Origin of the sequence: Pseudomonas sp. J452, assembly GCF_024666525.1 — a bacterium.
Lineage (GTDB): Bacteria > Pseudomonadota > Gammaproteobacteria > Pseudomonadales > Pseudomonadaceae > Aquipseudomonas.
In genome coordinates, this window is sequence record NZ_CP088294.1 from 3,781,138 (window position 1) to 3,793,890 (window position 12,753).

Annotated in this window: 14 protein-coding genes; 6 read left to right on the forward strand and 8 right to left on the reverse strand. The window is 61.3% G+C overall.

What is annotated here, in order from left to right; all coding sequences use genetic code 11:
* Positions 1–79 precede the first annotated feature (79 nt).
* On the reverse strand, positions 80–964 hold the full coding sequence (gene prpB / locus LRS11_RS17085; RefSeq protein WP_260494087.1) for a methylisocitrate lyase: 885 nt from the start codon (positions 962–964) through the stop codon (positions 80–82).
* Positions 961–1,692, reverse strand: a complete 732-nt coding sequence (locus LRS11_RS17090; protein ID WP_260494088.1) for a GntR family transcriptional regulator — start codon at positions 1,690–1,692, stop codon at positions 961–963. The genes prpB and LRS11_RS17090 overlap by 4 nt, the downstream gene beginning before the upstream one ends.
* Before the next feature lie 287 nt (positions 1,693–1,979).
* Between LRS11_RS17090 and LRS11_RS17095 the strand changes: the two genes are divergently transcribed.
* The 4 genes from LRS11_RS17095 (at position 1,980) to pabB (ending at position 6,504) form a co-directional block, all read left to right on the forward strand.
* Positions 1,980–2,513 (forward strand): ATP-dependent zinc protease, encoded by a 534-nt coding sequence (locus LRS11_RS17095; protein WP_260494089.1) that lies wholly within the window; start codon positions 1,980–1,982, stop codon positions 2,511–2,513.
* 6 nt (positions 2,514–2,519) lie between these two features.
* Positions 2,520–4,046: an inactive transglutaminase family protein gene (locus LRS11_RS17100; RefSeq protein WP_260494090.1), complete on the forward strand. Its 1,527-nt coding sequence runs from the start codon at positions 2,520–2,522 to the stop codon at positions 4,044–4,046.
* A 4-nt stretch (positions 4,047–4,050) separates the two neighbouring features.
* Positions 4,051–5,037 (forward strand): alpha-L-glutamate ligase-like protein, encoded by a 987-nt coding sequence (locus LRS11_RS17105; RefSeq protein ID WP_260494091.1) that lies wholly within the window; start codon positions 4,051–4,053, stop codon positions 5,035–5,037.
* Between the two features lie 114 nt (positions 5,038–5,151).
* Complete coding sequence (pabB, locus tag LRS11_RS17110; protein ID WP_260494092.1) at positions 5,152–6,504, forward strand: aminodeoxychorismate synthase component I; 1,353 nt, start codon at positions 5,152–5,154, stop codon at positions 6,502–6,504.
* Between the two features lie 58 nt (positions 6,505–6,562).
* On the opposite strand, the gene thrH is transcribed toward pabB, so the two are convergent.
* Complete coding sequence (gene thrH / locus LRS11_RS17115) at positions 6,563–7,180, reverse strand: bifunctional phosphoserine phosphatase/homoserine phosphotransferase ThrH (protein ID WP_260494093.1); 618 nt, start codon at positions 7,178–7,180, stop codon at positions 6,563–6,565.
* A gap of 188 nt (positions 7,181–7,368) precedes the next feature.
* Here thrH and LRS11_RS17120 point away from each other — a divergent pair, with 188 nt between their 5' ends.
* Positions 7,369–8,103 carry a phosphoadenylyl-sulfate reductase gene (locus tag LRS11_RS17120; protein ID WP_260494094.1) on the forward strand — a complete coding sequence of 245 codons (735 nt, stop codon included), beginning with the start codon at positions 7,369–7,371 and terminating at the stop codon, positions 8,101–8,103.
* Positions 8,104–8,149: 46 nt separating this feature from the next.
* Here the strand turns inward: LRS11_RS17120 and cysB are convergent, their stop codons facing one another.
* From cysB to LRS11_RS17145, 5 genes are all read right to left on the reverse strand, one after another.
* The gene (gene cysB, locus LRS11_RS17125; RefSeq protein WP_260494095.1) at positions 8,150–9,124 is read right to left on the reverse strand and encodes an HTH-type transcriptional regulator CysB; all 975 of its coding nucleotides are present in this window, start codon (positions 9,122–9,124) and stop codon (positions 8,150–8,152) included.
* Positions 9,125–9,263: 139 nt separating this feature from the next.
* A complete protein-coding gene (locus LRS11_RS17130; protein ID WP_260494096.1) occupies positions 9,264–9,752 on the reverse strand; it encodes a universal stress protein in 489 nt (162 codons plus the stop codon).
* 320 nt (positions 9,753–10,072) lie between these two features.
* Positions 10,073–10,978, reverse strand: coding sequence for a 5'-nucleotidase (locus LRS11_RS17135; RefSeq protein ID WP_260494097.1), 906 nt, complete (start codon positions 10,976–10,978; stop codon positions 10,073–10,075).
* A 7-nt stretch (positions 10,979–10,985) separates the two neighbouring features.
* Positions 10,986–11,933 carry a putative 2-dehydropantoate 2-reductase gene (locus LRS11_RS17140; RefSeq protein ID WP_260494098.1) on the reverse strand — a complete coding sequence of 316 codons (948 nt, stop codon included), beginning with the start codon at positions 11,931–11,933 and terminating at the stop codon, positions 10,986–10,988.
* Positions 11,933–12,280, reverse strand: a complete 348-nt coding sequence (locus tag LRS11_RS17145) for a thioredoxin family protein (protein ID WP_260494099.1) — start codon at positions 12,278–12,280, stop codon at positions 11,933–11,935. Before LRS11_RS17145 ends, LRS11_RS17140 begins: the two co-directional genes overlap by 1 nt.
* A 37-nt stretch (positions 12,281–12,317) precedes the next feature.
* Between LRS11_RS17145 and LRS11_RS17150 the strand changes: the two genes are divergently transcribed.
* On the forward strand, positions 12,318–12,737 hold the full coding sequence (locus tag LRS11_RS17150; protein ID WP_260494100.1) for a PilZ domain-containing protein: 420 nt from the start codon (positions 12,318–12,320) through the stop codon (positions 12,735–12,737).
* Positions 12,738–12,753 lie beyond the last annotated feature (16 nt).

Consider the following 12,753-nt stretch of genomic DNA (forward strand, 5'->3'; position numbering starts at 1 on the left):
GAATAGGTCCTCATCTAATCCGGTTGTTTCTTGTTGTGCGCCGGCCTGCCGGCTCGAAAGCGGGCGGCCGGCGTACCGGTCACTTCTTGGCGGCGAACAGCGCGTCGAGGTGCTGTTCGAAGGCGTGGTAGTTGATGCGCTCGTACAGCTCCATGCGCGTTTGCATGGTGTCGATCACGTTCTTCTGCGTGCCGTCGCGGCGCAGCGCGGTGTAGACGTTCTCGGCGGCCTTGTTCATGGCGCGGAAGGCCGACAGCGGGTAGAGCACCAGGGATACGTCGACGCCGGCCAGCTCTTCGGTGGTGTACAGCGGTGTGGCGCCGAACTCGGTGATGTTGGCCAGGATCGGCGCCTTGATGCGGTCGGCGAAGGTCTTGTACATCGCCAGTTCGGTGATCGCCTCCGGGAAGATCATGTCGGCGCCGGCCTCGATGCACGCGGCGGCGCGGTCCAGCGCCGAGTTCAGGCCTTCGACGGCCAGGGCGTCGGTGCGCGCCATGATCACGAAGCTGGGATCGGTGCGCGCATCGACGGCTGCCTTGATGCGGTCGACCATCTCCTGCTGGGTGACGATTTCCTTGTTCGGCCGGTGGCCGCAGCGCTTGGCGCCGACCTGGTCTTCGATATGGATGGCGGCGGCGCCGAACTTGATCATCGACTTGACGGTACGCGCCACGTTGAAGGCCGAGCTGCCGAAGCCGGTGTCGACATCCACTAACAAGGGCAGATCGCACACGTCGGTAATGCGGCGCACGTCGGTGAGCACGTCATCCAGGCCGGTGATACCCAGGTCCGGCAGACCCAGGGAGCCGGCGGCGACTCCGCCACCGGACAGGTAGATGGCCTTGAAGCCGGCGCGCTTGGCCAGCAGGGCATGGTTGGCGTTGATCGTGCCGACCACTTGCAGGGGATGTTCGCTGGCGACTGCGTCGCGGAAGCGCTGACCGGGAGTGCTCGAACTCATGATTCACCTCGTGCGGTTGAAGGAGCTGCGCCCTGCCCCGCTTGCGCGGTGTAGTGGCGTTCGATATTGCGTTTGGAAGCGGCGATATGGCGGCGCATCAGTAGCTCGGCCAACTCGCCATCGCGATCGGAAATCGCATCGAGGATGCGATGGTGTTCATTGAAGGCGTGACGTGGGCGATTGGGCGTAGCGGAAAACTGCAAGCGGTACATGCGCACCAGTTGGTACAGCTCGCCACAGAGCATCTGCGCCAGGGTCTTGTTGCCGCTGCCCTGGATGATCCGATAGTGGAAGTCGAAGTCGCCTTCCTGCTGGTAGTAGCCCACGCCAGCCTTGAAGGCTGCATCCTGTTCATGCAGATCGAGCACCCGACGCAGCTCGTCGATCTCGCCCTGGGTCATGCGTTCGGCGGCCAGACGACAGGCCATTCCCTCCAGGGATTCACGGATCTCATACAGCTCGATCAATTCGGCGTGACTGAGTGATACCACCCGCGCGCCCACATGGGGGACTCGCACCAGCAAGCGTTGACCTTCCAGACGGTGGATCGCCTCGCGCAGCGGGCCGCGACTGATGCCATAGGTACGCGCCAGCTCCGGCTCGGAGATTTTGCTGCCTGGTGCAATCTCGCCCTTGACAATAGCCGCCTGAATGCGCCGGAAGACATGCTCGGAAAGCGTGCCAGAGTCGTCGACAGCGGTGGCGGTGATATCGGAAGTGCCCAGCATTATTGTTGACACCTTTTGTTTCTGGTGCGGAAAAACTACGATCCAGGCGGATTTCTGTCAAACAAAAAACAATATTGTCGACAATATCTCGGCGGGTGACGCGCGCATAATCTGTGCACTTCACCTCTAGAAACGCGCGTAAGCGTCTGTCGCAGCTGAAAAAGCCCATGCTAGAATGCGCCCGCCAGCGCCGTCGCCACGCCTGTAGCGCCTGCTAGACTGCAGGGGCCGGCCGCCCCACCCTTGTGCCGATCACTCGAACCGACGAAACAAGCATCACAGGATTTATGAGACTCGAGCCCTTAGCCTTCTTTCTTTGCTGCACGATGTTCTCCGGCCTGAGTCTCGCCGCGGAAAAGACGGTCTATGGTCTGAATGAATACATCCAGCTCTCCGATCTCAAGCTGGAAGTCGCCGCCAAACTGGACACCGGCGCCAAGACCGCTTCGCTGAGTGCGCGTGATATCAAACGCTTCAAACGTGACGGCGAGACCTGGGTGCGCTTCTACCTGGCAATCGATGATGCACACGAACACCCCATCGAACGCCCCCTGGCGCGGATCAGCAAGATCAAGCGCCGTTCGGGCGACTATGATCCTGAAGAAGGCAAGACCTACACTGCACGTCCCGTCATCGAACTGAACGTATGTATGGGTAAAGCCCAACGCACCATCGAAGTGAACCTGACCGACCGTAGCGCCTTCCAGTATCCCTTGCTGATTGGCTCAGAAGCGCTCAAGCGCCTGGATGCCATGGTCGATCCAAGCCTTAAATATGCTGCCGGCAAGCCCGGCTGCTCCCTTACTACCGCTGCCGAGTAATTGCTCATGCGATCCTTGACCCTGCATCTGAAAGTCCTCATCACCCTTCTGGTGACGGTGGGCATTCTGGTTACGGCCTACCAGATCTTCATTCTCGGCATCCCGGTGACCGAGGACGAGACCGATGACCTGTGGAACATCGACGCCAAAGTCGAATTCCAGGCCAGCGGCCGCGAGCCGGTGAAGGTGCAGATGTTTGTACCGCCGCTCAACCAGGACTACGTCAGCCTCAATGAGAGCTTCATCTCGAACAACTACGGGGTGAGCATCAAACGCGCTGACGGTAACCGCAAGGTGACCTGGTCGGCACGGCGCGCCAGCGGCAACCAGACCCTGTACTACCGCCTGGTACTGACCAAGCGTTACAGCGGCGAGCAGCCCAAGGCCACAGGGCCGATCTACCGTGACAGCATCCCCGTCGACGGCGCCGAGAAGATCGCCGCCGAGGCCCTGCTGGCGCCGATCCGCCAGCACTCGGCCGACGTCGAGACCTTCATCAGCGAAACCATCAAACGGGTCAACAATAGCGGCGACGACAACGTCAAGCTGCTGCTGGGCGGCGATGCCTCGACCCCGAACAAGGCCAAAGTCATCGAGTTGCTGCTGTCCATCGCCCACGTACCGATGGAGCGCGTGCACACCATTCGCCTGGCGGCCGACATTCAGCAGACCCCCGAGCTGTGGCTGCGCAGCTTCAACGGCGAGAACTGGCTGTATTTCAATCCGGACAGTGGCGAGCAAGGCCTGCCGCAAGATCGCCTGGTCTGGTGGACCGGCGACGGCCAGCTGGTTGGCATCGAGGGCGGCAAGAAAGCCCTGGTCAGCTTCACCCTGAACAACAGCGAGATGAACGCCATCCGCCTGGCCAAGCTGACGGACGAGAACACCGACGTCGACTTCCTCGAATACTCCTTGTACGGCCTGCCGCTGCAGACCCAGCAGACCTATCAGATCATGATCATGATCCCGATCGGCGTGCTGGTGATCCTGATCCTGCGTAACCTCGGCGGCCTGCAGACCCTGGGCACCTTTACCCCGGTACTGATTGCCCTGGCCTTCCGCGAAACCCAGCTGGGCTTCGGCATCATGCTGTTCACCATCATTACCGCCCTCGGCCTGTCGCTGCGCTCATACCTCGAGCACTTGAAGCTGCAGATGTTGCCGCGGCTGTCGGTGGTGCTGACCTTCGTGGTGGTGCTGATCGCCGTGATCAGCCTGTTCAGCCACAAGCTGGGCCTGGAGCGTGGCCTGTCGGTGGCACTGTTCCCGATGGTGATTCTGACCATGACCATCGAACGCCTGTCGATCACCTGGGAAGAACGTGGCGCCTCGCATGCCTTCAAGGTCGCGGTCGGCACCCTGTTCGCCGCCACCCTGGCGCACCTGCTGATGACCGTGCCGGAGCTGACCTACTTCATCTTCACCTTCCCGGCTGTGCTGTTGATCATGGTGGGCTTCATGCTGGCGATGGGTCGCTACCGCGGCTACCGCCTGACCGAGCTGTTCCGTTTCAAAGCCTTCCTGAAGGATTGAGCCCATGTTCGGTCTGATCAAGAGATGGAAAGCCCTGGAAGCCAAAGGCATCATGGGTATCAATCGACGCAATGCGGACTACGTGCTGAAGTACAACCAACGGCACCTGTACCCGATCGTCGATGACAAGATCATCACCAAGGAGCGCGCGATCCAGGCCGGCATCCATGTGCCGGAGCTGTACGGGATCATCTCCACCGAGAAGGAAATCGAGAAGTTCGACGAGATCATCGCCGGACGCAGCGACTTCGTGATCAAGCCGGCGCAAGGCGCCGGTGGTGACGGCATCCTGGTTATCGCCGACAAGTTCGAGGGCCGCTACAAGACGGTATCCGGCAAGATCGTCAGCCAGGAGGACATCGAGCACCAGCTGTCGAGCATCCTCACCGGCCTGTACTCCCTGGGCGGCCACCGCGACCGCGCGCTGATCGAGTACCGGGTCACCCCGGACCCGATCTTCAAAAGCATCAGCTACGAAGGCGTGCCAGACATCCGCATCATCGTGCTGATGGGCTACCCGGTGATGGCCATGCTGCGTCTGCCGACTCGCCAGTCCAACGGCAAGGCCAACCTGCACCAGGGCGCCATCGGCGTCGGTGTGGACCTGGCCACCGGCCTGACCCTGCGAGGCACCTGGCTGAACAACAAGATCAGCAAGCACCCGGACACCACCAACGCGGTGGACGGCGTGCAACTGCCCAACTGGGACGGCTTCATGAAGCTGGCAGCCGGTTGCTACGAGCTGTGCGGCCTCGGCTACATCGGCGTGGACATGGTGCTGGACGAAGAGAAAGGCCCGTTGATCCTCGAGCTCAACGCCCGCCCCGGCCTGAACATCCAGATCGCCAACGACTGCGGCCTGACCCATCGCGCCCATGCGGTGGAAGCGCGGATCGCCGAGCTGGCGAAGAACGATGTAAAGGAAAGCGTGGAAGATCGCGTGCGCTTCTCCCAACAGCTGTTCGGCCACGTCAAACCGGCAGAGATCTGATTCGACTCCGCCAGAAAAAGCCCGGCTCCGGCCGGGCTTTTTCATTGCTGCGCCCTAGGCTCTAGTAGGGTGCGCAGCCTACAATCGGCTTTCGCGTTCGCCTGACCAATCCGCATGCACAGCTGCCTCGTTCACGCCCTGCCCTATCTGGCCGATCCGGCCGACTACTTTGCCCTCGTGCGCCAGGCACCCGGCGCCGTGCTGCTGGATGCCGGCCGGCCGCAGGCCGAGCGCGGGCGCTTCGATCTGCTCAGCGCCTGGCCCTTGCAGACGTTCGCGCCGAAGCCCGATGAATCCGCTGCGGCGTTCTTCCAGCGCCTGCGCAATGGCCTGGCTCTACTGGGGCGCGCCGAAGCTCCGGCGGATATCGAGCTGCCCTTCACCGGCGGCCTGATCGGCTATCTGGCCTATGACTTTGGCCGCCACATCGAACAACTGCCGGAACAGGCAGAGGATGACCTGCAACTGCCGGATGCTCGCTTTGGCCTGTATGGCTGGGCCCTGATCAGCGACCACCAGAAGCGTACCAGCCAGCTGGTGTTTCACCCGCAACTGGAGGCGGCCGAGCGAGTACGCCTGATCGCGCTGTTCAGCCAGCCAGTGCCTGTCGCGGCCGCCAGCTTCAAGCTGCTGCAGGCCTTTCGCGGTGATCTAGATGCCGAGCAGTATCGTCAGGCGATCGAGCGCATCCAGGCTTATATCCAGGCTGGCGATTGCTACCAGGTGAACTTCGCCCAGCGCTTCCAGGCGCCTTGTGTGGGCGATCCCTGGGCAGCCTATCAGGCCCTGCGCGCCGCCTGCCCGACCCCGTTCGCCGGCTTCCAGAGCCTGCCTGATGGCGGCGCTATTCTCAGCCTGTCGCCGGAGCGCTACCTGCAAGTCAGCCAGGGCCGGGTGGAAACCCGGCCAATCAAGGGCACCCGCCCACGCGGCGCCACGCCAGCCGCCGATGCTGCCGAAGCGCAGCAGTTGCTGGGCAGCCTCAAGGATCGCGCCGAAAACCTGATGATCGTCGATCTGCTGCGCAACGACCTCGGCCGCAGCTGCCGCATCGGCTCGGTGCGAGTGCCGGAGCTGTTCGCCCTGGAGAGCTACCCCAATGTGCACCACCTGGTCAGCGCGGTGACCGGTGAGCTGGCTGCGGGCAAGGACGCACTGGATCTGATCGCCGGCAGCTTTCCCGGTGGCTCGATCACCGGCGCGCCGAAGATTCGCGCCATGCAGATCATCGACGAACTGGAGCCGACCCGTCGCACCCTGTATTGCGGCTCCCTACTCTATCTGGACGTGCGCGGCGAGCTGGACAGCTCAATCGCCATTCGCAGCCTGCTGGTCAAGGATGGCCAGATCAGTTGCTGGGGCGGCGGTGGCATAGTCGCCGACTCGCAGTGGCAGGCCGAGTACCAGGAGTCGATCACCAAGGTGAAGGTGCTACTGCAGACCCTGGAACAGCTCTCCGGCTTGTAGTCCGGCACTGAAACGACAAGGCCCGCAGATAGCGGGCCTTGTTTTATGCGAGAGAGCCTTACAGGCTCAGATCGCGTACCGACGCCTTGAGGAACTCGCGCTTGAGGTCTTCATAGGTGTGCACCGCCGGGAACTGCGGGAACTCGCGGATCACGTTGTCCGGGGCATGGAACAGAATGCCGGCATGGGCTTCGCTGAGCATGGTGGTGTCGTTGTACGAGTCGCCAGCGGCGATCACGCGGTAGTACAGGCTCTTGAAGGCAATCACCGACTGGCGCTTGGGGTCCTTCTGGCGCAGCTGGTAACCCACAACGCGATCGGTTTCATCGGTGATCAGCTTGTGGCACAGCAGCGCCGGGAAGCCCAGTTGGCGCATCAGCGGCTGGGAGAATTCGTAGAAGGTGTCGGACAGAATCACCACCTGGAAGCGCTCGCGCAGCCAGTCGACGAACTCCACGGCGCCTTCCAGCGGCTTGAGGGTGGCGATCACTTCCTGAATATCGGCGAGCTTCAGCCCATGCTCGTCGAGGATGCGCAGGCGCTGCTTCATCAGCACGTCGTAGTCAGGAATATCCCGGGTGGTCGCCTTGAGGGCGTCGATGCCGGTTTTTTCGGCGAAAGCGATCCAGATTTCCGGGACCAGAACGCCTTCGAGGTCGAGACAGGCAATTTCCACGGGACACTCCTAGCTAGCAATTTGACAGAAGGCGGCACTCTAGCGATTCACCCGTTGCGACGCAACGCAGCACTTATATCCATAGTGGTTAGTCGTGCTGGCATATGGTTATTTAGACGCATATGCCCTTTTTGCTAACATCCTCGGCACAGAGCGTTCAGCGCCACCTAAACCAGGAAACCAGCCCGATGAGCCAAGCCTTCAACGTTGCCGAACTGGCAGCGGCCTATGCCAACAAATCGCCCCAGGACATTCTCAAACTGGCCTTCGAGCACTTCGGTGACGAGCTGTGGATCTCCTTCAGCGGTGCCGAGGACGTGGTGCTGGTCGACATGGCCTGGAAGCTCAACAAGCAGGTCAAGGTATTCAGCCTGGATACCGGGCGCCTGCACCCGGAAACCTACCGTTTCATCGAGCATGTGCGCGAGCACTACGGCATCGCCATCGAAGTGCTGAGCCCGGATGCCACCCGCCTCGAAGCCCTGGTGCGCGAGAAAGGCCTGTTCAGCTTCTACAAGGACGGCCACGGCGAGTGCTGCGGTATCCGCAAGATCGAGCCGCTCAAGCGCAAACTGGCCAGCGTCAAAGCCTGGGCCACCGGCCAGCGCCGCGACCAGAGCCCCGGCACCCGCAGCCAGGTCGCCGCTCTGGAGCTGGATGCAGCCTTCTCCACAGCCGACAAACTGCTGTACAAGTTCAACCCGCTGGCGCAGATGAGCAGCGAGGAAGTCTGGGCTTATATCCGCATGCTCGAGCTGCCCTACAACAGCCTGCACGAGCGCGGCTACACCAGCATCGGCTGCGAGCCCTGCACCCGCCCAGTCCTGCCCAACCAGCACGAGCGCGAAGGCCGCTGGTGGTGGGAAGAGGAAACCCAGAAAGAGTGCGGTTTGCACGCAGGCAACGTGATTGCCAGAGCCTGAATGAACAAGCCCGGCGAGTGCCGGGCTTGTTCTATCTGGACGACACTCAGTAGGTCGGTAGCTCGACCCCATCGAACAGCTCATCCAGCTCGGCCTTGGTATGGCATTGCACAGCCTTGGCCATCACCTCACGGGTCAGGTGCGGGGCGAACTTCTCGATGAAGTCGCACATGAAACCGCGCAGGAAGGTGCCACGGCGGAAGCCGATCTTGGTCACGCTGGATTCGAACAGGTCGCTGGCGTCCAGTACCACCAGATCACTGTCGAGCTTGGCGTCGACCGCCATGCGCGCGACGATGCCCACACCCAAGCCCAGGCGCACGTAAGTCTTGATCACGTCGGCGTCGGCCGCGGTGAATACCACCTTGGGCGTCAGGCCGCGATGGCTGAACGCCTCGTCCAGCTTAGAGCGACCGGTGAAACCGAATACGTAGGTGACGATCGGGTACTCGGCCAGGGCTTCCAGCGACAACTTCGGCAGTTTGGTCAGCGGGTGGCCCTGGGGCACCACCACGCAACGGTTCCAGCGGTAGCACGGCATCATCACCAGGTCACCGAACAGCTCCAGCGCTTCGGTAGCGATAGCGAAATCGACGGTGCCATCGGCGGCCATCTCAGCAATCTGCATCGGTGTGCCTTGATGCATATGCAGGGCGACTTCCGGGTACTGCTTGATGAAGCTACTGATTACCGGCGGCAGCGCATAGCGTGCCTGGGTGTGGGTGGTGGCGATGGACAGCGTGCCCTTCTTCTCGTTGGAGAATTCCTGGGCGATCTGCTTGATGCTCTCGACCTTGCGCAGGATCTCCCCCGCCGTGGTGATGATCCGCTCGCCAGCCGGAGTCACCCGGGTCAGGTGTTTGCCACTGCGGGCGAAGACTTCCACCCCAAGCTCATCCTCCAGCAAGCGGATCTGCTTGCTGATGCCGGGTTGCGAGGTATAGAGGCTCTGCGCAGTAGCGGAGACGTTGAGGTCGTGGTGCGCCACTTCCCAGATGTAGCGCAGTTGCTGGAGCTTCATAAATATCCCTCTAAAGCAGATAGACGCTGCTCGAATGTGCCAGCTGCGTTATATAACCATATTAATGGTTCAAGGAATAAAACTAGACGATTTTCTGAGTTATGCATGCCGTTCGTCTAACGAATCTTCATAACCCTCTTCAACTGCGGTGCTGCAGCATCGGCACCAGATAGACAGGTATCTCGGAAAGCTGCAGGACGCGAGCCGCTGTGCGCCCCAACGGGGTTTCCTGAGTCGCGCCATGGCTGTGACTGCCTACGACCAGCAGATCGACGGCAAGTTTGCGCGCCTCCTCGAGAATCACCTGTGACGAGTCGCCTTGAGCAACCCGCACGTTGCGGATCAACTCGATGTCATGCTGTGCATCGCCCAGCTCATCGCGAAAACCCTCAAGCACCCGCTGTTCGATACTCGCCATGACATTGCCCAGCCCTTTGCTGCGCAGTTCCTGCAGAGTCTTCTCATCCAGATAGGTCTGCAGTACGGACTCGGCGAACAGCCCCATGGGCTCGACCGCATGCACCACATAGAGCTCAGCCTTAAGGGCACGGGACAGGTTCAGCGCATGCTGCAGCACATAAGGAGCGTACAGACCGAGATCGGTGGCATATAGGATGGATCGGATCATGCGGCCTCCCCACTTCCTGCTGCGGCCCTGTTTTGAGCTTAGCAGCGTGTCACCACGCGCAAGGCTGCAGACCAGAGAGCAGACAGGCGGCCCTCAGAACCTGTTTACGATCTTTTGGACTAGAGCCAGACAAGGCGCTACGCCAGTAACAGCCTCCGGCTGGTCAAAACAGGCGAGGAAGCGGAGTTTACGAGCTGTAAATGAGTATGACTCGTTGCACTCGCCCTGCGGGTCGCGCTGAAGCGCGTTAGCCGCAAGCGGCTTGCCGAGCCTGTTTTTAACGCGGTATGGCCGACGGACAAGAGATCGTGAACAGGTTCTCAGAGCTGTATTTCGTTACTCACACCATGCGGCACATGACCGGTGGCCACCACTTCACGGGCTTTTTCACAGTGTCCGGCCTGATCATCGAAAAACACGTCAGCGGCAAAGGCTTCAAGAAACGCCGCTTTTTCCAGGCCACCGAGAAACAGTGACTCGTCCAGGCGAATATCCCACTCACGCAGGGTGCGGATGACCCGCTCATGGGCGGGGGCCGAGCGCGCGGTAACCAGTGCGGTACGAATCGGGCACTGTTCTTCGGCAAACTCGCGCTGCAAGCGGTTCAGGGCCGCCAGGAACGGCTTGAACGGGCCGCCACCCAGCAACTCCCGCGCGGAAGCCTTCTCATGGTCCTGAAACGCCGTGAGGCCGCCCTTTTGATAGACCCGCTCGGACTCATCGGAAAACAGCACGGCATCACCGTCGAAGGCGATGCGCAGCTCGGTGCTAGCTGCCCGCCGTGCCCCACCGGAAAGAATGGTGGCGGCGGCAAAGCCGGCATCCAGGGCACTGCGGACATCCTCGACATGGGTGGAGAGAAACAGGTGGCAGCCAAATGCAGCCAGATACGGATAAGGGCTGCGCCCACCGACGAAGGCGGCGCGGGAGATGCCCAGACCGTAATGCTGGATCGAGTTGAACACGCGCAAGCCGGTATCGGCACTGTTGCGTGACACCAGGATGACCTCGACACGGGCCTGGCCCAGGCTGGTATTGAGGCTAAGCAGTTTCTCCACCAGAGGGAAAGCGTCGCCAGGACTGAGAATCTCCTCCTCGTGGTCGATCTGGTACTGGCGGTAGGCGGCGACTCCTTCGCTCTCGTAGATGCGATGGCTGTCACTCAGGTCGAACAGTGCTCGCGAGGAAATCGCCAGCACCAGCTTGTCACCCAGTCCCTTGCTCATATCGACCTCAATGTACGTCCAGAAAACGCAATGCCTGGTACAGCATGCGGGTTTTCGGCAACTCACAGCCGGCGGCTGCAGCGGCTGCCAGCGGCGCCTCATAAATGGCCTCAAGCTCCAGCGGGCGCTGCAGCGTGAAGTCGTGGTACATGCTTGGCAGGTAGTCCGGCATACGCTCGGTGGCCGCCAGCAGTTTGTCGGCACAACCTTCCGGCAATACATGACCACAGGCGGCAGCGCCCTGCACCACCTCCAGCATGATGGCGTGGATCAACGCACGACTATCGGCGTCGGCCATCAGGCGGGTAGTGCCGGCGTTGAGCAGCACGGACAAGCCATTGTACGGCACGTTCCACACCAGCTTCTGCCAGCGCGCCTGTTCCAGTGCGGCCATTGCCGTGGCCTCCAGCCCGGCGGCGCGAAACATCGCGGCGCCCTCCTCGACTATCGCCAGGCGCTGCTCGGCACTGTTCGGCGGTCCCGAGTGGTAACCCAGACTCAGCGCCCCCAGTGCCTGATGTTCGATCACTCCAGGCGCGGAGCGATGCGCGCAGATGTAACAGAGCCCACCGAGCAGATGCAGGGAGTCCGGCAGCAGAGGGCGTAACTGCTCCTCCACCGCCAGGCCATTCTGCAACAACACGATTTTGGCGCCGGGTGCGGCAGCCTTGCCAAGCAGTGGAGCCAACTCGGCGTTGCTGGTGGTCTTGGTGCCCACCAGCAGCCAATCGCAGCGGGGCATGCCTTCTACGCTCGACCAGGCCTGTACCGACTGCAGGTGCAAGCGGCCATGCACGACGCTGTTGAGCTGCAGGCCATGCTCGGCAACCGCTGCATACTCGCTGCGCAGGAGGAAATGCACATCGAAACCGGCACGGGCCAGCATCAAGCCGTAGAAGCCGCCAATGGCACCGGTGCCGATAATGCCAATACGCGGGCGTTGTTGCTCTTGCATCAAGGTAACTCCTCAAACTCCAGCTGCAGGGCCTGCTGGATGGCCGCGTTCAGCCCGGTGGCGTTCAAGCGGCACTGTAATGCGCCAAAAAACTGGCCATCGCGGATCAGAAACAGGCTGGGAAGCTGGAAAACCTCATAACGCTCGACCAGACCGCCATTATCTCCGGCATCGATCCAGCACAGCTGCTCCACAGCCAGTGGCAAGCCGGGCAGCTCACGGCGCGCCCAACGGCAACTGGCACAACCTATGCTGGTGAATATGAGCAGGGACGTGCCGCTCAGCTGCAACAAGCGCTGTTCGGCATCGAAGTCGGTCAACTCCAGACTGGGCACTATACTGTTCATGTGTGATGTCAAATGAGTGGCATCCGGAGTAGTCAAAATGCGTCATTTCTTGCGTCACCCCAGCGACATGCCAGTCGAACTGGTTCAACGCAAACACGCCTTCCTGCCGCGACAAAGGCTGAACAATATCAGCCTCGGGGGCGTGGCGTGCAATTCCAACAAGGGCTTTCGCAAAGGCACTGCGGTGGAGCTGCGTATTCCACTGCTCGGCGATCAGGCGCGCTATCCAGGGGTCGTGGCCTGGTGCCGCAAGCAGACCGAGGACTACTTGGTCGGCATTGCCTTTATCGACGAAGACACCCTGTTCCGCGCGCGCATGGTCGAGCAGGTCTGCCAGATCGAGCACTACCGCCATCAGCGTGAACGCGAACTCGGCGAGGATCTTCCCGTCGAGGTGGTGGCTCGCGAGTGGATTGCCCTGCATGCCGAAGAATTCTCCGGCGCCAGCATGAACTAGTGTTTTCGCTCCAAGC

What these genes read in the sequence shown, in the direction of transcription:
- cysB (WP_260494095.1), bottom strand. Translation starts at nt 9,124, where the DNA reads ATGAAGCTCCAGCAACTGCGCTACATCTGGGAAGTGGCGCACCACGAC.
- pabB (WP_260494092.1), top strand. Translation starts at nt 5,152, where the DNA reads ATGCACAGCTGCCTCGTTCACGCCCTGCCCTATCTGGCCGATCCGGCC.
- LRS11_RS17090 (WP_260494088.1), bottom strand. Translation starts at nt 1,692, where the DNA reads ATGCTGGGCACTTCCGATATCACCGCCACCGCTGTCGACGACTCTGGC.
- LRS11_RS17135 (WP_260494097.1), bottom strand. Translation starts at nt 10,978, where the DNA reads ATGAGCAAGGGACTGGGTGACAAGCTGGTGCTGGCGATTTCCTCGCGA.
- prpB (WP_260494087.1), bottom strand. Translation starts at nt 964, where the DNA reads ATGAGTTCGAGCACTCCCGGTCAGCGCTTCCGCGACGCAGTCGCCAGC.
- LRS11_RS17145 (WP_260494099.1), bottom strand. Translation starts at nt 12,280, where the DNA reads ATGAACAGTATAGTGCCCAGTCTGGAGTTGACCGACTTCGATGCCGAA.
- LRS11_RS17140 (WP_260494098.1), bottom strand. Translation starts at nt 11,933, where the DNA reads ATGCAAGAGCAACAACGCCCGCGTATTGGCATTATCGGCACCGGTGCC.
- LRS11_RS17105 (WP_260494091.1), top strand. Translation starts at nt 4,051, where the DNA reads ATGTTCGGTCTGATCAAGAGATGGAAAGCCCTGGAAGCCAAAGGCATC.
- LRS11_RS17100 (WP_260494090.1), top strand. Translation starts at nt 2,520, where the DNA reads ATGCGATCCTTGACCCTGCATCTGAAAGTCCTCATCACCCTTCTGGTG.
- LRS11_RS17120 (WP_260494094.1), top strand. Translation starts at nt 7,369, where the DNA reads ATGAGCCAAGCCTTCAACGTTGCCGAACTGGCAGCGGCCTATGCCAAC.
- LRS11_RS17095 (WP_260494089.1), top strand. Translation starts at nt 1,980, where the DNA reads ATGAGACTCGAGCCCTTAGCCTTCTTTCTTTGCTGCACGATGTTCTCC.
- LRS11_RS17150 (WP_260494100.1), top strand. Translation starts at nt 12,318, where the DNA reads ATGCGTCATTTCTTGCGTCACCCCAGCGACATGCCAGTCGAACTGGTT.
- LRS11_RS17130 (WP_260494096.1), bottom strand. Translation starts at nt 9,752, where the DNA reads ATGATCCGATCCATCCTATATGCCACCGATCTCGGTCTGTACGCTCCT.